This is a genomic window from Flavobacterium myungsuense, from assembly GCF_042677265.1.
Lineage (GTDB): Bacteria > Bacteroidota > Bacteroidia > Flavobacteriales > Flavobacteriaceae > Flavobacterium > Flavobacterium myungsuense.
This window is the reverse complement of the sequence record NZ_JBHTIZ010000007.1, coordinates 1-25,170: the sequence shown is the minus strand read 5'-3', so window position 1 is coordinate 25,170 and position 25,170 is coordinate 1. Positions and strand designations below refer to the sequence as shown.

At 33.3% G+C, this 25,170-nt stretch carries 21 protein-coding genes; 16 read left to right on the top strand and 5 right to left on the bottom strand.

Going from position 1 to position 25,170, the window contains the following annotated elements; all coding sequences use genetic code 11:
* Nucleotides 1-7: 7 nt before the first annotated feature.
* Both ACFQ0S_RS02880 and ACFQ0S_RS02875 read right to left on the bottom strand, forming a co-directional pair.
* Entirely contained in the window at nt 8-823 is an 816-nt protein-coding gene (locus ACFQ0S_RS02880) for a 2,3,4,5-tetrahydropyridine-2,6-dicarboxylate N-succinyltransferase (RefSeq protein WP_379753651.1), read from the bottom strand.
* Between the two features lie 148 nt (nt 824-971).
* Complete coding sequence (locus ACFQ0S_RS02875) at nt 972-1,355, bottom strand: hypothetical protein (protein ID WP_379753648.1); 384 nt, start codon at nt 1,353-1,355, stop codon at nt 972-974.
* A gap of 214 nt (nt 1,356-1,569) precedes the next feature.
* On the opposite strand from ACFQ0S_RS02875, the gene ruvX reads away from it, so the two are divergent.
* From ruvX to ACFQ0S_RS02840, 7 genes are all read left to right on the top strand, one after another.
* On the top strand, nt 1,570-1,986 hold the full coding sequence (gene ruvX, locus ACFQ0S_RS02870; RefSeq protein WP_379753645.1) for a Holliday junction resolvase RuvX: 417 nt from the start codon (nt 1,570-1,572) through the stop codon (nt 1,984-1,986).
* Nucleotides 1,987-2,111: 125 nt separating this feature from the next.
* A complete protein-coding gene (gene def, locus ACFQ0S_RS02865; RefSeq protein ID WP_379753642.1) occupies nt 2,112-2,699 on the top strand; it encodes a peptide deformylase in 588 nt (195 codons plus the stop codon).
* A gap of 53 nt (nt 2,700-2,752) precedes the next feature.
* A complete protein-coding gene (locus ACFQ0S_RS02860; RefSeq protein ID WP_379753638.1) occupies nt 2,753-3,274 on the top strand; it encodes a DUF5606 family protein in 522 nt (173 codons plus the stop codon).
* Nucleotides 3,275-3,370: 96 nt separating this feature from the next.
* The gene (gene mazG / locus ACFQ0S_RS02855) at nt 3,371-4,144 is read left to right on the top strand and encodes a nucleoside triphosphate pyrophosphohydrolase (protein ID WP_379753635.1); all 774 of its coding nucleotides are present in this window, start codon (nt 3,371-3,373) and stop codon (nt 4,142-4,144) included.
* A gap of 157 nt (nt 4,145-4,301) precedes the next feature.
* On the top strand, nt 4,302-4,451 hold the full coding sequence (locus ACFQ0S_RS02850; RefSeq protein ID WP_379753632.1) for a hypothetical protein: 150 nt from the start codon (nt 4,302-4,304) through the stop codon (nt 4,449-4,451).
* A gap of 5 nt (nt 4,452-4,456) precedes the next feature.
* Nucleotides 4,457-4,792 (top strand): hypothetical protein, encoded by a 336-nt coding sequence (locus ACFQ0S_RS02845; RefSeq protein ID WP_379753629.1) that lies wholly within the window; start codon nt 4,457-4,459, stop codon nt 4,790-4,792.
* Between the two features lie 192 nt (nt 4,793-4,984).
* On the top strand, nt 4,985-5,494 hold the full coding sequence (locus tag ACFQ0S_RS02840; protein WP_379753626.1) for an REP-associated tyrosine transposase: 510 nt from the start codon (nt 4,985-4,987) through the stop codon (nt 5,492-5,494).
* 183 nt (nt 5,495-5,677) lie between these two features.
* On the opposite strand, the gene ACFQ0S_RS02835 is transcribed toward ACFQ0S_RS02840, so the two are convergent.
* Nucleotides 5,678-6,358 (bottom strand): Crp/Fnr family transcriptional regulator, encoded by a 681-nt coding sequence (locus ACFQ0S_RS02835; protein WP_379753623.1) that lies wholly within the window; start codon nt 6,356-6,358, stop codon nt 5,678-5,680.
* Nucleotides 6,359-6,464: 106 nt separating this feature from the next.
* Between ACFQ0S_RS02835 and ACFQ0S_RS02830 the strand changes: the two genes are divergently transcribed.
* The 8 genes from ACFQ0S_RS02830 to ACFQ0S_RS02795 all read left to right on the top strand — a co-directional run bounded on the left by ACFQ0S_RS02830 (nt 6,465) and on the right by ACFQ0S_RS02795 (nt 15,233).
* Entirely contained in the window at nt 6,465-8,840 is a 2,376-nt protein-coding gene (locus tag ACFQ0S_RS02830) for a heavy metal translocating P-type ATPase (RefSeq protein ID WP_379753620.1), read from the top strand.
* Nucleotides 8,841-8,956: 116 nt separating this feature from the next.
* Nucleotides 8,957-9,175: a cbb3-type cytochrome oxidase assembly protein CcoS gene (gene ccoS / locus ACFQ0S_RS02825; protein WP_379753618.1), complete on the top strand. Its 219-nt coding sequence runs from the start codon at nt 8,957-8,959 to the stop codon at nt 9,173-9,175.
* Between the two features lie 12 nt (nt 9,176-9,187).
* Nucleotides 9,188-11,377: a cytochrome-c oxidase, cbb3-type subunit I gene (gene ccoN, locus ACFQ0S_RS02820; protein WP_379753615.1), complete on the top strand. Its 2,190-nt coding sequence runs from the start codon at nt 9,188-9,190 to the stop codon at nt 11,375-11,377.
* A gap of 6 nt (nt 11,378-11,383) precedes the next feature.
* Nucleotides 11,384-11,566 (top strand): CcoQ/FixQ family Cbb3-type cytochrome c oxidase assembly chaperone, encoded by a 183-nt coding sequence (locus ACFQ0S_RS02815; RefSeq protein ID WP_379753612.1) that lies wholly within the window; start codon nt 11,384-11,386, stop codon nt 11,564-11,566.
* A gap of 25 nt (nt 11,567-11,591) precedes the next feature.
* Nucleotides 11,592-12,530, top strand: a complete 939-nt coding sequence (locus ACFQ0S_RS02810; protein WP_379753609.1) for a cbb3-type cytochrome c oxidase N-terminal domain-containing protein — start codon at nt 11,592-11,594, stop codon at nt 12,528-12,530.
* Between the two features lie 3 nt (nt 12,531-12,533).
* Nucleotides 12,534-13,952: a cytochrome c oxidase accessory protein CcoG gene (ccoG, locus tag ACFQ0S_RS02805; protein WP_379753606.1), complete on the top strand. Its 1,419-nt coding sequence runs from the start codon at nt 12,534-12,536 to the stop codon at nt 13,950-13,952.
* A 14-nt stretch (nt 13,953-13,966) separates the two neighbouring features.
* Complete coding sequence (locus ACFQ0S_RS02800) at nt 13,967-14,416, top strand: FixH family protein (protein ID WP_379753603.1); 450 nt, start codon at nt 13,967-13,969, stop codon at nt 14,414-14,416.
* A 115-nt stretch (nt 14,417-14,531) separates the two neighbouring features.
* Nucleotides 14,532-15,233 carry a sulfite exporter TauE/SafE family protein gene (locus ACFQ0S_RS02795; RefSeq protein ID WP_379753600.1) on the top strand — a complete coding sequence of 234 codons (702 nt, stop codon included), beginning with the start codon at nt 14,532-14,534 and terminating at the stop codon, nt 15,231-15,233.
* Here ACFQ0S_RS02795 and hemN read toward each other — a convergent pair whose 3' ends face one another.
* The gene (hemN, locus tag ACFQ0S_RS02790; RefSeq protein ID WP_379753597.1) at nt 15,234-16,598 is read right to left on the bottom strand and encodes an oxygen-independent coproporphyrinogen III oxidase; all 1,365 of its coding nucleotides are present in this window, start codon (nt 16,596-16,598) and stop codon (nt 15,234-15,236) included.
* A 129-nt stretch (nt 16,599-16,727) separates the two neighbouring features.
* Nucleotides 16,728-17,657, bottom strand: coding sequence for a T9SS type A sorting domain-containing protein (locus tag ACFQ0S_RS02785; RefSeq protein ID WP_379753593.1), 930 nt, complete (start codon nt 17,655-17,657; stop codon nt 16,728-16,730).
* A gap of 590 nt (nt 17,658-18,247) precedes the next feature.
* Between ACFQ0S_RS02785 and ACFQ0S_RS02780 the strand changes: the two genes are divergently transcribed.
* Nucleotides 18,248-25,170: beta strand repeat-containing protein (locus ACFQ0S_RS02780; protein ID WP_379819045.1), on the top strand; the 6,923-nt coding region annotated here is incomplete at its 3' end.

Genomic DNA, 25,170 nt, shown 5'->3' with positions numbered 1-25,170 from the left:
TTAAAAATTAAACTGCTACATCGTATTCTCTCAAAGCATTATTTAATGAAGTCTTTAAATCGGTTGACGGTTTGCGAGTTCCAATGATTAAAGCACAAGGCACTTGAAATTCACCTGCAGCAAATTTTTTAGTATAACTTCCTGGAATCACTACTGAACGAGCAGGAACAAATCCTTTTCTTTCTATTGGAGTTTCACCAGTAACATCAATAATTTTTGTTGAAGCTGTTAGGCAAACATTAGCTCCAAGAACCGCTTCTTTACCCACATGAACACCCTCTACAACAATACAACGCGAGCCAATAAATGCCCCGTCTTCTATAATAACGGGTGCGGCTTGTAATGGTTCAAGAACACCGCCAATTCCTACACCACCAGAAAGGTGTACGTCTTTTCCTATTTGAGCGCAACTACCTACAGTTGCCCATGTATCTACCATAGTCCCTTCGTCAACATACGCACCTATATTTACATAACTAGGCATTAAAATAACTCCTTTAGATAAATAGGCTCCGTGTCTTGCAACTGCATGGGGAACTACTCGTATTCCTTTTTCGGCATACCCTTTTTTCAATGGAATTTTATCATGATATTCAAAAATACCCACCTCAAAAGTTTCCATTTTTTGAATAGGAAAATAAAGAACGACTGCTTTTTTTATCCACTCATTTACTTGCCAAGAGTCATTTATGGGTTCGGCAACTCGTAAAGTTCCAGAATCTAATAAGTTAATGACTTCTCTAATGGCATTTATAGTTTTCTCTTCTTGTAATAATGCGCGGTTTTCCCAGGCTTGTTCAATAATAGTTTGTAAAGCTGTCATAAGTTGTGATTTTTGGCAAATATAAAATCATTTTTTATAATTGCTCTAATTTAAAATAGAATACTGAAAATATTTTATAGTTATTCAGTAACTTTTTGAAGAGAGGAAGAGTAAAATAATTTAAGAAAAAATAAATAATATTATACTATTAATCTATATCAGCAGTAAGTTTTAATAGTTTTTTGTTTTCAAAATTAATTAGAAAACGTTTTGTTTTACTATATAAATACATCTTTACATTATCAATAAGCATAACGGTAACTAAATTTTTTGTTTCATCATTACATAAATAAATAATTCCTTTTTCTGGCAAGTCAGTTTTTGAAATAATGGTAAGATGGTATCTTTTATCAATAAACAAATTAATTTCGCTTTTAGAAAAGTGAACCAATTGTTCTCCAACGTTTTTAATAAGCGTCCATTCTAGATTGCTATCTCTAGATTCAACATGGTCTATTGAAAAGACTTTGTTTTGCGAATTAGCAAATGAAGCAATTAGTAATAATAAAAAAAGCGCTTTATGATGCTTCATATTGAAAATTTAGTGTTGCAATTACGTTATTTTTTTTAACATAATTGTAATGATTTAATAAAATAGGTTAAATTTTTTTATAAAATTGTTTTTTTTAAATATAAATCCTAAACATTCTTTAAAATAAGGTGTCATATACTCTTTTTAATTTTTATAAATTTCAAGTAAAAAAAGAAATTATAACTCAAAACGAAGCTGTACCTTTACCAAAAAAATGCCTAGAATACTCTCAATAGATTATGGACTCAAGAGAACTGGTATTGCAGTAACTGATGAACTACAAATAATTGCATCAGGACTTACTACTATTCCTTCAGAAACTGCCATATCATTTTTGACTGCCTATTTTAATAAGGAAAATGTTGCTAAAGTTCTCATCGGAGAACCCAAACAAATGAATGGAGAACCCTCTGAAAGTACTGCAATAATTGAAGAGTTTGTTAAGAAATTTTCTAAAGCTTTTCCTGAAATGAAAATTATCAGAGTTGATGAACGCTTTACCTCTAAAATGGCATTTCAAACGATGATAGATAGCGGATTAAACAAAAAAAAGAGACAGGATAAAGCATTAGTAGACGAAATTTCTGCAACAATTATGCTACAAGACTATCTGACCAGAAAGATGATTTGATTTTTTTTGATAAAATTATCCTAATTATTTAAAAGTAAATTATTCATTCTTTAATTTTTACTATTTTTGCCAACCATGTCAAGATATTGTTATGAATTTTGACTCCAAATCGAAATATTTTAAAAATGATTTTACCAATTATAGGATATGGAGATCCTGTCTTACGTAAAGTAGGAGAGGAAATTGCACCAGATTATCCTAATCTAAAAGAAACAATTGCAAACATGTACGAAACCATGTACAATGCTTATGGGGTAGGACTTGCTGCACCACAAGTAGGACTTCCTATTCGTTTGTTTGTGATAGACACCTCTCCTTTTGGAGAAGATGATGACTTGTCTAATGATGAGCAAAGCCAACTAAAAAACTTTAAACGAACTTTTATCAATGCAAAAATGATAAAAGAAGAAGGTGAGGAGTGGGGTTTCAATGAAGGTTGTTTGAGTATTCCAGAAGTTAGAGAAGATGTTTTTAGACACGAAAAAATTACAATCGAATATTACGATCAAGATTTTATTAAAAAAACAGAAGTATTTGACGGACTTGTAGCTCGTGTAATTCAGCATGAATACGACCATATTGAAGGTGTTCTTTTTACCGATTTGTTATCCTCATTAAAAAAACAATTGATTAAAAAGAAACTTCAAAATATTATGGAAGGCAAAACTCGACCTGATTATAAAATGAAATTTATCTCAGCTAAAGGAAGATAATTTTACAGTTTACTTAGCCAAAATATATTACCACATAATTATAAAATTACAAAATGAATTTAGAAAAAATATTGTCAATTTCAGGTAAACCAGGATTATACTTACTAAAAGTTCAAACCAGAACTGGATTTGTTGCCGAGTCATTACTTGACGGAAAAAAAGTAACCGTTGGGTTAAGAAGTAATGTGAGTCTTTTATCAGAAATTTCTATTTATACAAACAGTGCTGAAAAGCCATTGACTGAGGTAATGCGAAATATTGCTGTTAAGGAAGATAATGGTCCAACAGCTATTTCTCATAAGGAAGATAATGGAAAATTGATTGCTTATTTTCAAGAAATTTTGCCAGATTACGATGCTGATAGAGTGTACCCATCTGACATAAAAAAAGTATTAAATTGGTACAATATGCTTCAAGCAAACGGATTAGTTTCTAAAGAAGAGCCTAAAACTGAAGCTACCGATAATGACAAAGAAAAGCAAATAGAAGAAACTGTTTCTAATGCTACTGAAGAAGTAGTTGTTGCAGAAAAACCAAAAGCTACAGCAAAAAAAACAAAAACAAAGAAAGAGTAATTTAACTCTTTACATTATATTTTATCCTGTCACGATGTTTTCCTGACAGGATTTCTTATTTTTACAATGATAATTTAAACCATTTAACCTTTCTTAATGAACTCCAAAAAAAATCAGCTCCAAGCTTTTGAACGACTATTAACTATTATGGATGAATTGCGAGAGAAATGTCCTTGGGATAAAAAGCAAACCATTCAAACGTTGCGGCATTTAACTATTGAGGAGACTTATGAATTAGGAGATGCGATTTTAGATAATAATTTAAACGAAGTAAAAAAAGAGTTAGGCGATTTATTGTTGCATATTGTTTTTTATGCTAAAATAGGAAGTGAAACCAACGATTTTGATATAGCTGATGTTTGCAATGAAATTTGCGATAAACTCATTCATCGCCATCCACATATTTATAGTAATGTAGTTGTGGCTGACGAAGAAGAAGTAAAACAAAATTGGGAAAAGCTAAAACTAAAAGAAGGCAAGAAATCGGTTTTAGAAGGCGTTCCCAAAAGTTTACCAGCATTAGTAAAAGCAAGTAGAATTCAAGATAAAGTAAAAGGAGTGGGGTTTGATTGGGAAGAACTGCATCAGGTTTGGGATAAAGTGCAAGAAGAATTAGAGGAATTGCAAGTTGAAGTTCAGGAAGGAAATCAAGATAAAATAGAAGCTGAGTTTGGAGATGTATTATTTTCGATGATCAATTACGCTCGATTTTTAAACATAAATCCCGAAGATGCCTTAGAACGCACCAATAAAAAATTTATCAAACGATTCCAATACCTGGAAAGCAAAGCGGGTGAATTAGGCAAACCTTTAAAGGATATGACTTTAGCTGAGATGGATGTTTTTTGGGAAGAGGCGAAGAAGTTGTAATCAATACAAATTAGAATTAAAATTTAGTTTTAATCTTTGTTTGTGTTCACGGATTGCAAATCCGCGCTATCGGGCTTATTTTTCAAACCCTACACTTCCAAGTCAAGCGTAGATTTACGGCTCTATAGCTGTTGTGTATATTGGTAATGGGGATATAATGGCATTACTTGACACTTATAATTTTGATATGAAGGAAGATTTCACTGCTAAAGGGATTTTTAGAAATCTTGCAACAGCAGCAGGTGCTGGTTATAATGGTGCTGGTACACCATATACGATATACTTCATGGGAACAACTATAATTTAATAGAGATGAGAATATTTGTTTGTTTTTTATTTTTTATTATTTTTTCATGTGATGAAAATTTAAATAATATTAAAGAATTAGAGGTAATTATTAATGTTGATTTTCAAAATGAATATAAAATAAAAAAAGAAGAATCACCACTGAATTTTAATGACACTTATTATTCAGTCACTATCATCATTCCAAAAGATATGATTGGAAAAGTACTCTACCAAACAAGATCCAAATGTGATTCAATAAACGGGGTATATTACTTAAACTTCGAGGAAAGTGGTTATCGAAAATCGGTTATTATTTATAAAAAAAAGAATATAATTAAGTATACTAAAGTCAGTTTGTAATAACACCCGATGGCGCGGATTTGTCGCAAAACGGATAGCGCGGAATTGCATGTTCTCTGGTGCTCGATTACATCGAGTACCTATCTAGTTAAAAGACAAATCGTAGCGTTTGCAACGCGGTTACAAAAGCATAAATACTATAAACCAACTTTTTCATAGTTTTCATAAAATCAATATATTTGAAAGAAAACAATGTCTGAGAAATACAAAGTTATAGATAGCACTGTACCTACTTTTATTACTATAACAGTTGTAGATTGGGTAGATTTATTTACAAGACCTATTTATTGTACTATTATTGATGATTCCTTAAATTACTGTATAAAGGAAAAAGGACTGAGTGTACATGCTTATGTATATATGACGAGTCATATACATTTAATCGTAACAGCATTTGATGGCGAGTTGCAAAATGTAATTCGGGATTTTAAAAAATTTACGTCCAAAAAACTTGTAGAAGCAATTCAAGAACATCCAGAGAGTAGACGAGAATGGCTTTTACGGAAATTTAGTTATGAAGCACAAAAATCAGGAAGGGCTAAAAATTATAAATTATGGCAGGATGGTTTTCATCCAGTTATATTAGATACTTTAGAAAAAATAGAACAGCGAGTTAATTATATACATTATAATCCTGTAGCTGCCGAAATCGTTTTTCATGAAAGAGATTATGTAAATAGCAGCTATAGAAATTATGAATAGGATAATACAGTGTTTTGTAATGTAAATGTAGAGCCTTTATGGTAGAATGTTTTATGACCCGCGTTTCAAACGCTTTATTTGTCATACGAAAGTAAGTAGGTACTCGTCGCAGACGAGCACCAGAAAGAATATGACACTTGCTGAGATGGATATTTTTTGGGAAGAGGCAAAGAAGTTGTAACGCTATTCCGAAATTCTCTTCAATTTACTACTATCTTTTAAAACTATTTTTTTACCATTCAATTCTATCAAACCTAATTTTTTAAAATCAGATAATAATCGAATGCAACTTTCGGTAGCAGTACCTATCATTCCTGATAATTCTTCTCTAGAAAGTTGAACGTTTAAGGAGCCGTCACTACTTTTTCCAAAAGTTTCTTCTAAATAAAGTAAGGTTTCTGCTAATCGTTCTTTAACTGTTTTTTGCGCCATAGAAACCATATGGTCATCAGCATCTTTCAAATCACTGCAAATGGTTCGCATCACATTCATAGAAAACTGATTGTTTTTATCAAAGTAACCCATGATATCTGATTTGGGTATGAAGCACACCTGCATTTCTTCAAGAGCCACGGCACTTAGGTTCACAGGTTCTTCGCTAATCATAGCGCGTTGTCCTAATAATTCGCCTTTTTTTACCAACTTAACAATCTGATCTTTACCATTGGGGCTCAATTTTGTAAGTTTACAAATTCCGTCTTTTATACAATAGATACCATTAACATTTTCACCTTCTTCAAAAATGGTTTCCCCTTTTTTAATAGTGTATGACGTTTTACAATCAGAAAGTTGTAGTAATTCGTCTTTATTAAGGGCCTTTAAAGAACTGAATTCTCTTACGATACATTGTTCACATTTACTCATTTAAGTACCTCTTTAGTATTGCAAATTTAGTACATTTATATGATAAATATCATCCTTTTCTTAACAAGTGTTTGAGAAATTTGCCAAAGGTAAAATGAGTAAAGTTATGGATGCACAAAAATGTTTCCACTGTGGTTTAGATATTGTAAAAGAAGAACGAATTGAATTTGACACCAAAGATTTTTGTTGCAACGGCTGCAAAACCGTTTACGAAATTTTTAGTCTCAATGATATGACGTGTTATTATGATTTCGAAAAATCACCTGGGGCAACTCCGCTAGATATAAAAGGTAAATATGATTTTTTAGATAATGAGAGTATTGTTTCAAAACTTCTGGAATTCTACGAGGACAAAACGGCTATCGTTTCACTTAACATTCCTCATATTCACTGTAGTTCATGCATTTGGATTTTGGAAAATCTACAGCGTCTTCAAAAAGGAATAAATGCGTCACAAGTTAATTTTCCTGAAAAGAAAGTCCGAATTACATTCAGTCCTAATATAGTTTCTCTAAAAGAAATTGTTAATTTATTAAGCTCGATAGGATACGAACCGTATATAAGTTTAGAGAATTATGAAACTAAAAAAAGCACTATTGATAGAAGTTTGACCTATAAACTAGGAGTTGCCTTTTTCTGTTTTGGTAACATCATGCTGCTTTCTTTTCCAGAATATTTTGAAGTAAGCGAATATTGGTTAGACCATTATCGTGGATTTTTCCGTTGGTTAATTTTTGCATTGTCCTTGCCAAGTTTTTTCTACTCTGCAAGTGGATATTATGTTTCTGCTTACAAAAGTATAAAATCGGGTATGCTCAACATTGATATTCCTATAGCTTTAGGAATTGTGATTTTTTTTATCAGAAGTACTTTTGATATTGTAATGAATTATGGTTCAGGCTTTTTTGACAGCTTAACTGGTTTGATATTTTTTATGCTATTGGGTAAAATGTTTCAAATTAAAACCTATAGTTTCTTGAGTTTTGAGCGGGATTTTAAATCTTATTTTCCGATTGCAATTACTAAAATAAATAGCAATAATTCTGAGGAAAGTGTTCCGATTTATGATATTCAAAAAGGCGACCGATTAGTAATTAGAAACCAAGAACTCATTCCTGTTGATGGCATATTAATTTCTGAAAAAACAGAAATTGACTATAGTTTTGTAACGGGAGAAGCCATTCCAATAACAAAAAAATCAGGAGACAAAGTTTTTGCTGGCGGAAAACAAATTGGTAAAGTTATAGAAATGGAAGTGTTACATACGGTATCACAAAGTTATTTAACACAGTTGTGGAGCAATGCTATTTTTCAAAAAAATGTCGAACAACACCACAAAACCATTACAGATAAAATTAGTCGCTATTTCACTCCAATACTTTTACTAATTGCCTTTGCTGGTTTTGGATATTGGATATTTATTGATGCCAATATTGCTTTTAATGTTTTTACAGCAGTATTAATAGTAGCTTGTCCTTGCGCACTGGCATTGACTGCTCCGTTTACTTTCGGGAATGTTTTACGAATTTTAGGAAAACAAAAGTTTTATCTTAAAAATGCTATTGTTATTGAGCAATTAGCAAAAGTCGATACCATCGTTTTTGATAAAACGGGAACAATTACAACCAATAAAAAATCGAATATTACATACGAAGGAAAACCATTGTCCGAAGAAAATTGCATAGCTATTAAAAATGTTTTGAGAGCCTCAAACCATCCGTTAAGCAGAATGTTATATGATTTTTTTCCTGAAACAAAGCGATTAACTTGTTTAGGGTATCAGGAGATTGTGGGTAAAGGAATCCAAGCAACAATAGATAACAATTTAATAAAAATAGGTTCTGCTTCTTTTGTAGGGATGCAAGAAGAAAATAGTATTCAGCAAACCGCAGTACACATAATGATTGATGAAGTTTATTTTGGAAAATACATTTTTAATAATGAATATAGAGAGGGTCTAGTTTCACTTTTTAGAAATTTAAAAACTAATTACCAAATAAAAATAGTTTCTGGTGATAATGAAGGGGAGCGAAGTACTTTAGAAGCAATGCTTCCAAAAGGAGTAGAATTAATCTTTAATCAAAAGCCAGAACAGAAATTAGAATTTATAAAAAAATTGCAAGAAGAGGGCAAAAACGTCATGATGGTTGGAGATGGTTTAAACGACGCTGGAGCTTTAGCACAAAGTAATATTGGTGTTTCCATTTCAGAAAACGTAAATGTTTTTTCGCCTGCTTGTGATGCCATTTTAGATGCCAGTGAGTTTGAAAAATTAGGTTATTTTTTACGATTATCAGAAAAATCAATTAGTCTTATTAAAATGAGTTTTGGGCTCTCGATATTATATAACATTATTGGATTATCGTTCGCTATTACAGGAAATTTATCACCCTTGGTAGCAGCCATCATAATGCCTTTAAGCACTATAACCATTGTAAGTTTTGTGACATTGATGAGTAATTATTATGCAAATAAAAACTAGAATTGTATAACTTTTAAGGACCAGAACCGATTAAATTTAATGCAAAACTGTAAGCATGACAAATATCATGTTTTATAAAAATTTCTAAAAGTAATTTTGTCTAACAAATTTTAGGTATGGGTGTTATTTATTTATTAATTTCTATAAGTATAGTAGTCGCCGTTGGCTTTTTTATCGCTTTTATTTTTGCTATAAAGACAGGACAATATGATGACGATTATACGCCTTCTGTTCGTATGCTTTTTGACGATGAGCTTGTTGATAAAAAAATTATTGATTCTACGTCAGATTCCAATCAAAATAAAAAATCAAAACAAAAAATCAATAACCAATAATCTTTTTAATTTATGGAAATCCAACAATTTTATTATGACAACAAAATTGTAAAGAAGTTTCTTTACGCCACTATCGTTTTTGGTGTAGTAGGCATGCTGGTAGGACTTATATTAGCAATAATGTTTCTTTTTCCAAATATTACCGACGGAATTTCCTGGTTGAGTTTTGGTAGATTAAGACCTTTACATACCAATGCTGTAATTTTTGCCTTCGTAGGAAACGCCATGTTTGCAGGAGTATACTATTCCCTGCAACGTTTACTTAAAGCCAGAATGTTCAGTGACTTTTTGAGTAATTTAAATTTTTGGGGTTGGCAACTCATTATTGTTGCCGCAGCTGTTTCTCTCCCGTTAGGGTATAGCACATCAAAAGAATATGCCGAACTAGAGTGGCCAATAGATATTGCCATCGCTTTAATTTGGGTTGCTTTTGGTATCAATATGATTGGAACTATTTTGAAAAGAAGAGAGCGCCACTTATATGTCGCTATTTGGTTTTATATCGCCACTTTCGTTACTGTAGCTGTTTTACATATCTTTAATAGTTTAGAATTGCCTGTTTCAACTTTAAAAAGTTATAGTATTTATGCGGGTGTACAGGATGCCTTAGTGCAATGGTGGTACGGTCATAATGCCGTGGCTTTTTTCTTAACGACACCATTTTTAGGTTTAATGTATTACTTTATACCTAAAGCGGCAAATCGTCCTGTTTATTCTTACAGACTATCTATTGTGCATTTTTGGTCTCTGATATTCATTTATATTTGGGCAGGACCACACCATTTACTATATTCTGCTTTACCAACTTGGGCACAAAACTTAGGGGTTGTATTCTCCATCATGTTAATAGCACCTTCTTGGGGTGGTATGATAAACGGACTTTTAACACTTCGTGGAGCTTGGGATAAAGTACGTGAAGAACCCATTTTAAAATTCTTCGTAGTTGCAATAACTGGTTACGGAATGGCGACTTTAGAAGGTCCAATGTTATCGCTTAAAAAGTTTAATGCTATAGCGCATTATACCGATTGGATTATTGCCCACGTTCACGTTGGTGCATTGGCTTGGAACGGATTTATGGCATTTGGTATGATATATTGGTTGATACCTCGAATGACAAAAGGAAAATTATACTCTATTAAATTAGCCAATTTCCACTTTTGGATTGGAACTTTAGGAATTATAATATACACATTACCTATGTATGTTGCTGGTTTTACACAAGCGTCTATGTGGAAACAATTCAATCCAGACGGAACGTTGACCTACGGGAACTTCCTTGAAACTGTAACTCAAATTATGCCAATGTATTGGATGAGAGCTATTGGAGGAACCATGTATTTAATAGGAATGTTTGTATTGGTATATAACATTATTCTAACTGTTCGTGCTAATGCAAACGTGGAAGACGAATTAGCTGAAGCACCTGAATTAATCAAAATAAGTTCTGGTAGAATTAAAGGCGAAAAATACCATTCTTGGTTGGAAAGAAGACCTATCCAGTTGACACTTTTTGCGGTTGTTGCTATTTTAATTGGTGGAATTATTCAAATAGTTCCAACTATAATGGTCAAATCAAATATTCCAACTATTGCCAGTGTAAAACCGTATACACCTTTAGAATTAGAAGGTCGTGATTTATACATTCGTGAAGGATGTGTGGGTTGTCATTCACAATCAGTTCGTCCTTTTAGAAGCGAAGTAGAACGTTACGGACCACAAGCCAAAGCGGGAGAGTTTGTATACGATCATCCATTCCTTTGGGGTTCTAAACGAACTGGACCTGATTTATTGAGAGAAGGTGGAAAATATAATGACAGCTGGCATTTCAATCATTTTTGGGATCCACAAAGTATTTCTTCTGGTTCCATTATGCCAGGATATAAATGGTTGTTTGATAACGAATCTATGGATATTTCTTTGTTAGAAAAGAAAATGAGAGCCATGAGAACTCTTGGTGTTCCTTACACTGATGCCGAAATTGCAAATGCTACTAAAGACTTGAGAAAACAAGCTCTAAATATAGAAGCGAATCTAAAAGCAGATCCCGATTTCGTAAAAAGTTATGAAAATTGCAAGAAAAAAGCACAAGCAAAAGGAGAGCAATTTGTACCTATGAATGAAAGAGAAATTGTAGCTATGATAGCTTATATTCAGCGGTTAGGAACTGATATAAAAGTAAAAAATAACGCTAAAAACTAAACCATTATGTTCGAGCAAATAAAACACAATATGGAAACTATAGATGGAGTTGCCATTTTTCCTATACTCTCACTATTAATCTTTTTTTTCTTCTTTCTAGGATTAGGTTTTTGGGTATTCTCTTATAAGAAAGAGAAAATAGAAGAGATAAGTAAAATTCCGTTGAATGATAAAAAAAATGGATACTAGTTATATTACTTTAAAAATTTAAAAAATGAAAAAATTAATCCCTTCCTACATACGAGTACCTTTAATTTTCCTTTCAGTTGTTGGTGCTATGGAATATTTTGTTGACTCTGGAGATGATTTTGCTTTTATAAAGTTTCCTATGATTTCCTTATTTCTGGCAGTGTTCCTTTTTCTTTTGATAGCAATTGAGATTACGGTAAGTGCAATTGATAATGTGATGTATCAAATTCTTTCAGAAGAACAAAAACAAAAAGTCGATGCAGTAAATAGCTTAAGTTTCAAAGAAAGTGATTGGTATAAAAATATAATGAAAAAACTAACACGAACTGTCCCGATGGAAAGTGAGGGACAATTATTGTTAGACCATGATTATGATGGAATTAAAGAGTTGGATAACGTTTTACCACCATGGTGGGTTTATTTGTTCTACGGATGCATAGTATTTGCCATAATTTATCTCGTTAGATTTGAAATTTTAGGAGCTCCAGATCAAGAAATGGAACTCAAAAATGAAATGGCTCAAGCTAAAATTGAAGTAGCAGAATATATGAAAAACGCACCTGATATGATGGATGAAGAAACAGTTACTTTATTAACAGATGCACCTAGTTTAGCTGAAGGAAAAACTATTTTTACCAACAATTGTGTAGCTTGTCACAGAGCAGATGGTGGTGGACAAATAGGACCTAACTTAACAGATAATCATTGGATTTTAGGTGGAGGAATCAAAAATATTTTCCATACACTTGAACATGGTGGTAGAGATGGAAAAGGAATGATTTCTTGGAAAGGTACATTGAAACCTACAGAAATGCAAAAAGTAGCGAGTTATGTTATTTCTTTACAAGGAAGTAACCCTAAAGACGCGAAAGTTGCAGAAGGTGAAATTTGGATTGACCCAAACACAGCAAAAACTGATATTATTGCAACTGCCAAAATGGATAGCACTCAAGTAAATAAGTAAAAAATGTCTAATTATTCAGATGAATCTTTTAGAGATTCTATCGCAACGATTGATGAAGAGGGGAACAGGAAATTTATTTTTCCAAAAAAACCAAGCGGTAAATTTTACAATTATCGAAAATGGGTTAGTTATTTTTTATTGCTAGTTCTAGTTGCCAATCCGTTTGTAAAAATTAATGGCAATCAGTTTATGATGTTTAATGTTTTGGAACGAAGATTTAATATATTCGGATTCCCGTTTTGGCCACAAGATTTTTATCTTTTCGTTCTTTTCATGATTATTGGAGTAGTCTTTGTTGTTCTCTTTACAGTTATTTTTGGGCGATTATTTTGTGGTTGGATTTGTCCACAAACTATTTTTCTTGAAATGGTGTTCAGAAGAATAGAATATTGGATTGAAGGGGATCGTGGCGCACAAATTAGACTGTCAAAACAAGTATGGAATGCTGAAAAAATTAGAAAGAAAGGGTTGAAGTGGTTCATATTTTTAATTCTATCTTTTTTTATAGCTAATATATTTTTAGCCTATTTAATAAGCAGTGACGAGCTGTTTAAAATGATTGAGGAAGGGCCAAAAAACAACTTCAGTACTTTGGTAGCATTACTTATTTTTACAGGGGTTTTTTACTTTATTTTTGTTTGGTTTAGAGAGCAGGTTTGCATTATTGCTTGTCCATACGGAAGATTACAAGGAGTACTTTTAGACAATAAATCGATTAATGTTGCCTATGATTTTGTTCGTGGTGAAAAAGAATTAGGAAGAGCGAAATTCAACAAACAAGAAGATAGAGCTACTACTGGAAAAGGAGATTGTATAGATTGCAAACAATGTGTTCACGTTTGTCCAACAGGAATTGATATAAGAAACGGAGTTCAATTAGAATGTATAAATTGTACCGCATGTATTGACGAATGCGATACAATAATGGAAAGTGTCAATTTACCCAAAGGACTTATTCGTTACGCTTCTGAAGATGAAATTGAGAAAAAAGCAAAATTCAAGTTTACCAATAGGATGAAAGGGTATACTGCCGTATTATTCATATTAGTTGGTGTTTTAACAGGATTATTGTTTTTAAGAAACGATGTCGAAACTGTTATTTTAAGATTACCGGGTCAGTTATACGAACATAAAGGCGACGCTATTAGTAATATTTTTACCTTTAAAATTATCAATAAAACAAATGAAGATTTTAATAAAGTGCATTTTAAACTAAATGGAATTAAAGGAAATTTGAAGGTAGTTGGCGTGCAAGATTTAAAAATACCAAAACAAGGAATGACTGGCGGTACTTTATTTATTGAAATCAATAGATTTTTATTAGAAAGTGATAAAACAAAACTGAAGATTGAGGTTTATAATGGCGATAGAAAAATTGAAACGACAACAACAAGTTTTTTAAGTCCACGGACTTTTGACTAAATAAAGAAATAAAAATGAAAATCAATTGGGGAACATCGATAGTTATAGCATTTGTATTATTTGCAAGTTTTATTTTTTATTTTATTATAAAAGTACAAACAGAAAGTAAATATGATAATGACTTGGTAGTTGAAGAATACTATAAACACGATGCAAAATTTGGAGACGAAATGATTCGTATTCAAAATGCAGCCGATTTAAAGTACAAACCATCAATAGTAAATAATGCTCAAGGAGTAAGCATTAATTTTCCAAATCAATTTATCCCAAAAAATATCAAAGGTAAAGTATCCCTTTATAGACCGTCTAACAAAAAATTAGATTTCGAAATTCCTATTTCGTTAACTAATCCAACTTTGCTCATACCTAAAACAAGTTTGTTAGGCGGTCGATGGGATATTAATATGGAATGGCAATATGAAGGAAAATCATATCTTACTAAAGAAATAGTATATATAAATTAAAGAAAAAGACCAAAAGATAATAGAATATAGACAAATTTTTAAGAAAATAATTTTTTTATCGACATAAACTTCTGTCTATCATCTATCGGTCTATCATCTATAATCTAAAAAAAAAATGCTTTATTCTGCTTTTATCTTTGGTCTTATTAGTAGTTTGCACTGCATAGGAATGTGTGGCCCAATCGCTATGATGCTTCCCGTTGATAGAACCAATCCTGCTAAAAAAACCACACAAATTATAACGTATCATATAGGTAGACTTACTGCCTATGCAAGCATTGGTTTTATTTTTGGTATGCTCGGACAAGGTTTATTTATTGCCGGAATTCAGCAACAGCTATCTATTTTTATTGGTATTGCGATGATTTTGATAGTATTAATTCCAGAGAAAAATTTTGCCAATTATAATTTTTCAAAACCAATTTTTAAATTAATTTCAAAGGTAAAGACCACTTTAGGAAGTCAGTTTAAAAACAAAAGTTACAAATCGCTATTTACTATAGGATTGTTAAACGGATTTTTACCTTGCGGAATGGTTTATGTTGCCTTGTTTGGCGCCATTGCGATGCAGAGTATCAGTTTTGGAGTTTTGTATATGGCTTTGTTTGGATTGGGTACTGTTCCTTTAATGAGTAGTGTGGTGTATCTCAACTCCTTTTTAACGCTTCCCATTCGAAATAAAATTCAGAAAATTATTCCTTATGCTGCTGTATGTATCGGAATTTTATTTATTCTTAGAGGACTAGGACTTGGTATTCCTTATGTTTCTCCGGGAAATTTAAGTTTATTTATTCAAGCACACCCAAATTGTCATTAATTAAACAGTCATCGAAAACAACTGTGTTTCTGGTGCTTTTCGTTTTAAAAGCAAATCAAAAGCCATGCAAATGTTACGAACAAAAGGTTTCCCAGCTTCGGTAATTTGAACTCCATTATTTAAAATTGTTACCAATCCGTCATTTTCTAGCTCTTTTAATTGCATGATAACTTCGGGTATCTCATTAAAATAATTGGATTGGTCTGCCCACGATGTTTCAAATTGACACATCAAATTAAGAATGTGTTTTCTTATAATTAAATCTTCATCAGTTAATAAATGACCTCTAAAAACAGGTAATTTGTCCCATTCAAGCATTTGAAAATAGTCTTCAAGGCTTTTCACGTTTTGGGCAAAACTATACCAACTATCGCTAATTGCTGATACTCCTAAACCAATCATTAATTGTGTTTTAGAAGAGCTGTATCCCATAAAATTTCTGTGCAATTGCTTGTTTTCAAAGGCTTTAAACATACTATCAGATTTCAAGGCAAAATGATCCATTCCTATTTCATGATAATTATTTTCATATAATAAATGTTTGCCTACTTCATACAGCTGTCTTTTTATATCGTCTTTAGGAACATCTTCATCTTTAAATCCACGTTGGCCATTTCCTTTTATCCATGGCACATGGGCATAACTGTAAAAAGCCAATCTATCGGGTTGCAATGAATTTGTTTTTTCGATAGTATCAATTACATCTTCTAGTTTTTGAAAAGGCAAACCAAAAATAATATCGTGACCAATAGAAGTATAACCAATTTCTTTCGCCCAAAAAGTAACTTTTGCCACATTATGAAAAGGTTGCTCTCTATGAATGGCTTTTTGCACTTTTTCAGAATAATCTTGAACCCCAAAACTCACTCTACGAAAGCCTAAATCGTATAATTTTTGTAAATGTTCTCGTTTGGTATTATTGGGATGGCCTTCAAAACTAAATTCATGATTTTCAGCTTTAGTAGCATGACTAAAAATTCCGTTTATTAAATCTTCTAAGTTTTTAGAGGAAAAAAAAGTAGGAGTACCACCTCCCAAATGAATTTCTTTTATAGTTGGTTTTTTGTTAAGTATTTTACAATACAAAGACCATTCTTTTAATATAGCTTCAATGTAGGGATGTTCTACACTGTGGTTTTTGGTAATACGTTTGTTGCATCCGCAAAAGGTGCATAAACTTTCGCAAAATGGCAGGTGAATGTACAGACTAATGCCTTCTGAATCATTGCTTTCTGAAAAAGATTTTTTTAAGGTATCTATCCAAATTTGATAATTAAAATCGGTTTCATTCCAGTACGGAACAGTTGGATAACTCGTATATCTTGGTCCTGGAATATTATACTTTTGAAGCAATGATTTTTTCATGATACTATTTTTCAGTATCCAAAAGTAAGTTTACATTTAATACTTAAAAATGATAATTGTCATGTATAAAAAAAAAGAGTTCTGATAGCATCAAAACTCTTTTTTTATATATGATAGTAGAATTGTAAATTATTTCACAATCAACTTTCGAGTGATTCCTGTTTTTGTTTTCACTAGATACACTCCAGATCGAAATGATTTAGTATCAATAGTGGTTGTGTTTTTAACTTTCAAAATCAATTTTCCTAAAATATCAAAAACGCTTACATCTTGAGCCTCATTAAACTGGACAATTTCTTTGTTTGATGGATTTGGAAACATTTTAAAGTTGTTTTTGGCACTTTCAAATCCTTTTGTTCCTAATGTTGTATTGCTAGTAATCGTTACCATATCATAACGAACAGTACCGCCAGTACCTGTTGAATACACATTTGTAGAGCGTGCGGCAACATAATCTCCAGCTGTAGGATCAAAAGCACTAACTACTTTAAAAGCAACATTTGGATTATTGTCTAAGGCAGTAATTGTAGAAACATCTACAGTTCTAAGTGGGTTATTGTACCAAGTATCACCAGTACCAGTTGCTGCCGGAGTAACTGAAAATGTTTGAGCTTCTATCCAATTGGGAGAACCAGCAGTTCTATCTGCGGTGTAGAATACTATATAAGTATTACTGGCAGAATTACTTAAACGTTGTTCAAATTTAAATACTATTCCTGCTTGGCCAACGGTACTAACATTAAACTGCACGCCTCTTCCTTTGTTGTCTGTTCCTGCTGAAGCATATCCAGTAGTATTCCAACCAAAATTTGTAGCTGCTGTTTCAGTTTCAAGTGTTCCTGGTGTTGTATTTCCCGCAGCAAAAGTAGCCGTTGCAGCTCCAACTAATTGGGCAGTTCCAATACCAAGCGATACTTGAGGCGAAGTTCCACCTCCAGCAACTTCGGTTGCAGATGGGCCATTAAAGTTCCATTGTGCTATAGTAGCTTGACTCCAAGAAGTATAAGAAAAAAATAAGGCTACTATTGTAGTCTTTAATAAAGTGTAGTTTGTCATCATAAGTTGTGGTTTAAAATTTTTATGCTAAAATACTAACTTTATTTGAATTGAAAATGATTCTAATTTTAAATTATTGTAACTTCTTAACTTATATCGATTTAACGATTTAAATTCAGTAAGATGATTTGTTTTATGAGAGTAGAGGATACAAGTTATAACTCAAAAACATATAAATTTCCTTTTTCTAGTTTTTAGAATATGAAAATCAAGGTATTATGTGGTTTAGTATCGCTAAGCGCAATTTATTCATGCTTTTTTTATTCCTAAATTTATAATTTTTTAGTTCTTTTTTTTCATTGTAAGTTTTTATTACCTTAAAAAATAACTATTTATCAACACGAAAACGTTATAGTCTGTCATATTTATTTTTAAGATTTGGTAGTTAATGTTTTTTTAATAATTTAGATTGTTAATTGTTTGTAAAATGTATTTAAAAACAGCTATTTTATAGATTAAAATATATGTGATTTACACAAAATACATATAGAGTTAACAATTCATTTATTTTCTAAGCAAACATCAAATTATTTAGAAAGTTAAGATTTAAAAAATACCAAACCAATATATTTAATTTTTTAAACCAGTTTATTATGATTTACAATTTACTTAATTTGAAGAATGCTTCACTAGCTTCTTCTATCATCCAACCCAATTCAAAAGGGCTTTCAATTAATAAAAGTTTAGTTTTTTTATTGATTGCGTTCTTTTTTAATAATGGTATTCATGCTCAAAATTCATTGAATTCAGGTGATTTTAGCGGAGGTAGTTGGGGTAGCGGTCAATCAATGGGCGCTTCTGCAGGATCTAGTTTAATTATTACAAAAACTGTAGGAACTGCAGGCGATAAATATTTTAGATTTTTTGGAGATGGATCACCATGTGGTGAATATCAACCCGCTTCAAATGGCACTTTCTTTACAAATGGCACTACTACTGCAGTAGGTAGTAGTTGTGGTAACTCTTTTGCTTGGAGAATAAACGTGCCTAATGCTACCGATAATGTAATTTTTAAAACCGATGGAAGTAATGCAGGGGGCAACGCTGTTGTATTTGTTATTGGAGGGACTGCTGTAAGTGTTTCATCGGTAAGTAATCCTGGTGGTGTAAATGGATTAGCAAGTACTGTAACAGCTACATTATCTGGAAATTTGGTTACAGGCCAGGGAGTATATTTGAGATATTCAAATGACAATTTCAGTTCAAGTTCTGTTGTGCAAATGACAGGTTCAGGAACTTCATACTCTGCAAATATACCTGCAGGAACTAACACAGCTGGATTAACTGTAAGATATTACGTTTTTACTTCGGGTACGGCAGTAGCTCCCGCTTCGAATGGTTCAGATTCAGATCTGAGAACTATTAATTTTAATAACAATGCTGGTTCAAATTATTCTTATACCGTTCAAAATTTAACATTTACTGCCAATTCAGGTAACCTTTGGTCAACGGCTGCTAATTGGAATACAGGTGTTACTCCATCAACTTCTGCTAATTTGGGTACTGTAATTATTAATGGGAATTGTACTATGGATCAAAATGCGACTGTTGGAGCATTAACGATTAATGATACAAGAACGCTGACTATTAATTCAGGAAGTACTTTACAGGTAGGTGGCGCAATCACAAGAGGAGGTGCTAATAACGGTGCGATAGTGGTGAATGGGACCTTGCAAATGAATAGTGGTTATTCTACTACTTTTTCTCCTTCCTACTCTGCAACAACATCTAAATTAATCTATAATACAGGAGTAAATCCTCAAACAAGAGGTTTAGAATGGACTAGTGCTTTACAGCCCTTTGATGTGCAAATTAGTAATAATACCACAATGGATGCTGATAATGTAGGAGGATCAGGAAGTCAAGCCGCTACCTTATTAGGGAATTTAACTATAGATAGTGGATCTAGTTTTTATATGGATTTTGGAGGAGGAAATGCGACTCTAACAATAGGTAGAGATGTTACAATTAACGGTAACATTAGTATAAGTAATACAACAACTTTAGGAGGAAACTGGAGTCGTTCAGGATCAATATTTAGTATTGCTAATAGTGCTAAGGTAGTTTTCAATAATAGTTCAACTGCGCAAACTATTACTAGAACTGGAGGAGAAACCTTTAGTGGTTTAGAAATTAATAAGACATATTCAGCAACAAATAAACTTACTCTCGCAAGTAACGTTACCGTTAATGGAGCTCTAACTTTTACGGCTGGGGTTATCAATACAGGAGCTAATAAACTAACTTTAGGGACTTCGGGATCTATAGCAGGAACTCCTTCAAATACGTCTCACGTACAAGGAAATTTTGAAAGAATTGTTGCAGCTGCAAATAATCCAACGGTTACTTTTCAGGTAGGAGACGGTGCTATTTATGCCCCAGTTTCAATTGCTATTAATGGAAACATTACAAATAGCACTGGAACTTTACAAGTGAGTACTTTAGGAAGCAATCATCCTAATTTTGCAACTACGGGTTTAAGTCAATCAAAATATGTGCAAAGAAATTGGACAATTGCAAATAATGTAGCATTAACAGGTCTTGTTACTTATGCTCCAACATTTACTTTTGTTTCAGGAGATTTGATAGGCTCACCTACAACTGCCAATCTTTTAGTAGGGCGTTTTAATACAAGTTGGTCTCTTCCAACGGTTGGTACCAGAACAGCAACGACTACACAAGCTACAGGATTGACTGCATTTGGAGATTTTCAAATAGCTGAATGTTCTGCGCCTAACGTTAGTAATTTTTCAACTACATCTGCAACGGCAGCTTGTGTAGGTTCTCCATCAACTGTTTCTGTAAGTTCAAGTTCTCTAGGAAACGGAAGTTTTACAGTAACCTATGATTTATCGGCTCCTAATGCAGCAACTGGGTTAACTGCAACTTTGACGATGAGTGGCGGTACTGGAACATTTGTAACCGGAAATATAGCTAACAGTGGTGGTAGTACAACTGTTACTATTCAAAAAATAACAGTATCAGGCTGTGAAAGCACCTTAAGTTCAGGAAATACGACAAGTTTTTCAACTACTGTTTTGCCAAATGTATCTAATTTCAGTACTCCATCGGCTAGTGCTATTTGTGGAGGAAGTGGCTCAACTGTTACAATAAATTCTAGCTCTCTTGCTGCTGCTACCTACACAGTAACTTATAATTTATCAGGATCAACTACTGCAACAGGCAGTACTGCAAGTATGGTTTTTACGGGTGGATCGGGAACTTTTACTACTTCAAACCTTAATGCTGGAAGCACAGCAATAACGATAACAAATCTTAGTAATCAAGCAACTGCTTGTAGTAGCGCAGTGAGTAGTGGTAATACAGTAAACGCTTCGGTAAGCGCTAATTCAGCTGCACCTAAATATGTGGTACATGTGGCTAGTTCTACTACTGCAACTTATAATGCTTGTTCAGGAAGCGGAAATTTTTGGGGTGCTAATCCATCAGTTGGAAGAAATTTAGTAATACAATGGAATATTGAAGAGCAATTACAATGGAGTAATACAGGAATATATTATACTACAGATGGTAGCACACCTTCAGGGACTAGAGGTGTCGGAGCCGGAACGACTCAATTTGTTTCAGGAGCCTATATTTGTACCAATGCGGGCAGAGATATTGCAACGGGTACCATTCCATTATCGGCCAATACAGCAGGGACGACGGTGAAATACATTATTGGAGCATGGAATGGAGCTTGTGGTACAGAAGGTTTTGCAAATAATGTATTTGGGGCTCAATTTAATACCACACCAGTTGTTTATTCTTACACACTAATTGATCCAAATGTGGCTAATTTTAGAAGTAAAGCAACTGGAAACTGGACGGATATCACCAAATGGGAATATGAAAGTGTAACGGGGTTATGGGCAGATGCTACTCAAGCTCCTGGAGCAACAGGGAATAATAATGTAAATATTCAGGCGGCACACACTATTACCTTAAACACAGCTACTTCAGTTGTTTCTGGAAAAACAGTAACTGTAAGTGGTATTTTAACTACCGGAACCAATGTGATTTCAGGAGCTGGAGCAGTTTTAATAGATTCAGCTAGTGCTATTGCTAGAATTAACGGAGCTCAAACCTACACTGGTAATACCACTATACAAAATGGGGAGTTGTGGATAGAAAGTAATGCCGGTTCTATTGCTTCTACTAATGCAGTTGCTGTTGGAGCTGTTGGTGCGGCTAATGTTACTAAACTTTGGCTAACTAACGCAACCGGAGGAACAACTTTTGCAAATAACATAACTGTTGCTGCTGGAAACTCAGATACTAGAGTTGTTGGAGGATTGAATACCTCAGGAACTAATACTTTTTCAGGAACTATAAATGACTTAAGTAGTAATTTTAATTTATATGCTGCAGGTTCTGGGATTAATGAATTTACAGGAAATATAAATACTAATGGCAACCCTATTATTATAAATCAAGAAGGGGTAAATATTGGAACAGGAACTGTTAGATTGTCTGGAACAAACACCAATACTGGCGGTACTACTTTAAGAGCGGGTACACTTTCAGTTCCTACTAATGCCTCTTTAGGGACAGGAGTTGTTACTATAGGTAACGCTGCTATCTCAGGAACACTTGCTATTACTGATGATACGTCTAGATCAACAAATATAGCGGTAACAACAGGTTCTACTAATGCGGCTATAGATGTTGCAACAACTAAGACATTTACATTAACAGGCCAATTAACTGGAGGTACTAACACCACCAAAATAGGAAAATCAGGATTAGGAACTCTTACTGTTAGCGGATCAAGTACTTATGCAGGTCAAACTCAAGTTGGGGCTGGTACAGTAATTGTTGGTAATAACGCTGGTTTAGGTACAAATGCTTCTACTACAGAAAGAGGTATAGACTTAGGATTGAATATAGGTGATGTTTCAACATCTAACAATGTTTCTATATTAGCAAATACTGGAATTACAGTTCCTCAATCTATATATGTAGCACCAAATACAGGTAGTGCTACTCGTACTATAGGTTTAAATGGTTCTGGTTCTGCAACCTATAATAATGAAATATTTTTAGGTGGAAATTTAACAATATCTGGAGGAACTGGTACAACAACTATAAGCGGTGCTATTGTAAATACTAGTGGTGTAATCGTATCTCAAGGAACGGTTATCTATTCTGGAGCAAATACTTATACAGGATCAACAGTAGTAAATTCTGGTGCAACATTAAGAATAAGTGCTGCAAATAGAATTTCAGATTCATCAAATTTAGTTTTAGATGGTGGTACTTTTAGTACAGGAATTACAGGTAGCTCTGACACATTAGGGACCTTAAATGTAACAGGTTCATCAGTTATAGCTTTAGGTTCAGGAAGTCATACCTTGACATTTGCAAATAGTAATGCATTAACTTGGACAGGAGGTACATTAAATATTACGGGTTGGACAGGTACAGGAGGTCCTTCTGGTTCAGGAACAGCGGGTAAGATAATTATTACTGGTTCTGGATTAACACAATCTCAATTAAATAAGATTTCTTTTGGAGGCGTTTTAGGAGCAACATTTAATACAACTACTGGAGAATTGGTTCCTAAAGGAACACCAACAATAAGCGTATCAGGAACACAAACTTTTACCTATAATGGGACTGCGCAAGGACCAGCAACAGTAACTACTTCATCAAGTGCTACTCCCACTTTATTGTATACGAATGTTGGAGGAAATTCCTATTCCTCAAATACTGCTCCTACAAATGCAGGAAACTATGAAGTAGTAGCAAGTGTAGCAGAAAATAATGATTATTTTGCGGCTAGTTCAACGCCTGCATATACTTTTACAATCAATAAAAAATCAATAAATGTAACAGCTGTTACTGATGCTAAAACATATGATGGAAATATAAGTTCGGATGGAGTTCCTACTTATACTTTAGAGTCGGGTGACACTACAACAACCGCACCTACTCAGACATTTGATAACAAAAATGTTGGTTCTGGGAATAAAGTGCTTACTCCAAGTGGATTGGTTATAAATGATGGTAATAGCGGTAATAATTATGTTATTACATATGTGCCAGTAGGCAATGGTACTATTAGTGCAAAAAGTTTAACTGCAAGTTTAACTGCTACAGTAATTAGCAAAGTATATGATGGCAATGATACGGCAACATTGTCAACTGCAAATTACAGTTTAAGCGGTGGGATAGTGAGTGGAGAAACTGTGACAATAACAAATACTTCGGGTACATATATCAACAAGAATCAAGGTACTGGAAAGTTGGTGACTGTTGAGTCTCTTTTATTAGGTGGAGCAGATGCATCAAATTATGTTTTAAGTAACCCAACTAGTATTTCTAGAAATGTAGGTACAATTTCAAGAGTTAGTTTAACGGCGAGTTTGACAGGCATTATTGAAAAGGAATATAATGGAAATACTAATGCCACTTTAACTTCGGCAAACTATGATTTATCAGGAATAATAGGTTCAGAGGATGTAATAGTAACCGATACAGCTGGTTTATACGATACAAAGAACGTAGGTACAGCAAAAACAGTTACTGTAACATCATTAGGCTTAGGGGGTTCAGATGCGGCTAATTATACTTTAAGCAATGCAGCATCTGTAAGTGGAAATATAGGAGTAATTACAAAAAGGGCGCTAACAATAACGTCTAATAATCAAGTTAAATGTGGTGGAACTACTTTTACCTTTACAGGTTCAGAGTTTTCTCGAGGTTCTATTGTTTCAGGTGATAGTGTAGATGAAGTTACCCTAACTAGTTCAGGAGCATCTTCTGGAGCAGCTGCAAATACCTATTCAATAGTAGCTTCTAATGCTGTGGGTACAGGTATAGCTAATTATGATATTAACTATGTGAATGGTAGCCTAGTTGTAAATCCTTTACCTACCGCAACGATAGGAGTAAATAATGCAGCACAATGTGTTAATCAAGGGCAGGCTGCCGTTACTTTCACTGGAGTAATAGGAACTCCTCCTTTTATCTTTACCTATAATAGAACTAGTGTAATTAACGGAGTTACTACCACACTCACTAACTTAACTACTACTTCAACTACACCAACAGTAACTGTACCAACAAATGCTGTTGGAACTATTACTTATACTTTGTTAAGTGTTATGGATGCAAATACATGTTCACAAGCCCAATCGGGATCAGTAACAGTAACAATTGGACAATGTACTACAATAAGAGATAATTTTTGTGGAAAAACGTTTCGTTTCCTAAATGAAATTGTTCAATGTAATTCAGTTGCTGGAGCTACGCAATATCGTTTCGAGGTAACAGATGAGGCAAATGTTGTTAGAGTTGTTACAAGCGGTAATTTTACTTTTAATCCAGCGGGTTTTACTTTTGATCATCCTACCAACCGTGGATTCAATTGGGCTAAAAACTACAGTTTCCGAGTAGCCCTTTACATAGATGGTACTTGGCTGGGTTATGGACCTAGCTGTACAGCACGTACACCAAACGAGCCACCAGTTTTACCTACTAAGTTAAGATCACCTTGGTTTTGTAACCAAAC

Bases quoted from the DNA above. Each gene is read 5' to 3' on its own strand.
- ACFQ0S_RS02880 (WP_379753651.1), bottom strand. From the start codon at position 823: ATGACAGCTTTACAAACTATTATTGAACAAGCCTGGGAAAACCGCGCA.
- ACFQ0S_RS02875 (WP_379753648.1), bottom strand. From the start codon at position 1,355: ATGAAGCATCATAAAGCGCTTTTTTTATTATTACTAATTGCTTCATTT.
- ruvX (WP_379753645.1), top strand. From the start codon at position 1,570: ATGCCTAGAATACTCTCAATAGATTATGGACTCAAGAGAACTGGTATT.
- def (WP_379753642.1), top strand. From the start codon at position 2,112: ATGATTTTACCAATTATAGGATATGGAGATCCTGTCTTACGTAAAGTA.
- ACFQ0S_RS02860 (WP_379753638.1), top strand. From the start codon at position 2,753: ATGAATTTAGAAAAAATATTGTCAATTTCAGGTAAACCAGGATTATAC.
- mazG (WP_379753635.1), top strand. From the start codon at position 3,371: ATGAACTCCAAAAAAAATCAGCTCCAAGCTTTTGAACGACTATTAACT.
- ACFQ0S_RS02850 (WP_379753632.1), top strand. From the start codon at position 4,302: ATGGCATTACTTGACACTTATAATTTTGATATGAAGGAAGATTTCACT.
- ACFQ0S_RS02845 (WP_379753629.1), top strand. From the start codon at position 4,457: ATGAGAATATTTGTTTGTTTTTTATTTTTTATTATTTTTTCATGTGAT.
- ACFQ0S_RS02840 (WP_379753626.1), top strand. From the start codon at position 4,985: ATGTCTGAGAAATACAAAGTTATAGATAGCACTGTACCTACTTTTATT.
- ACFQ0S_RS02835 (WP_379753623.1), bottom strand. From the start codon at position 6,358: ATGAGTAAATGTGAACAATGTATCGTAAGAGAATTCAGTTCTTTAAAG.
- ACFQ0S_RS02830 (WP_379753620.1), top strand. From the start codon at position 6,465: ATGGATGCACAAAAATGTTTCCACTGTGGTTTAGATATTGTAAAAGAA.
- ccoS (WP_379753618.1), top strand. From the start codon at position 8,957: ATGGGTGTTATTTATTTATTAATTTCTATAAGTATAGTAGTCGCCGTT.
- ccoN (WP_379753615.1), top strand. From the start codon at position 9,188: ATGGAAATCCAACAATTTTATTATGACAACAAAATTGTAAAGAAGTTT.
- ACFQ0S_RS02815 (WP_379753612.1), top strand. From the start codon at position 11,384: ATGTTCGAGCAAATAAAACACAATATGGAAACTATAGATGGAGTTGCC.
- ACFQ0S_RS02810 (WP_379753609.1), top strand. From the start codon at position 11,592: ATGAAAAAATTAATCCCTTCCTACATACGAGTACCTTTAATTTTCCTT.
- ccoG (WP_379753606.1), top strand. From the start codon at position 12,534: ATGTCTAATTATTCAGATGAATCTTTTAGAGATTCTATCGCAACGATT.
- ACFQ0S_RS02800 (WP_379753603.1), top strand. From the start codon at position 13,967: ATGAAAATCAATTGGGGAACATCGATAGTTATAGCATTTGTATTATTT.
- ACFQ0S_RS02795 (WP_379753600.1), top strand. From the start codon at position 14,532: ATGCTTTATTCTGCTTTTATCTTTGGTCTTATTAGTAGTTTGCACTGC.
- hemN (WP_379753597.1), bottom strand. From the start codon at position 16,598: ATGAAAAAATCATTGCTTCAAAAGTATAATATTCCAGGACCAAGATAT.
- ACFQ0S_RS02785 (WP_379753593.1), bottom strand. From the start codon at position 17,657: ATGATGACAAACTACACTTTATTAAAGACTACAATAGTAGCCTTATTT.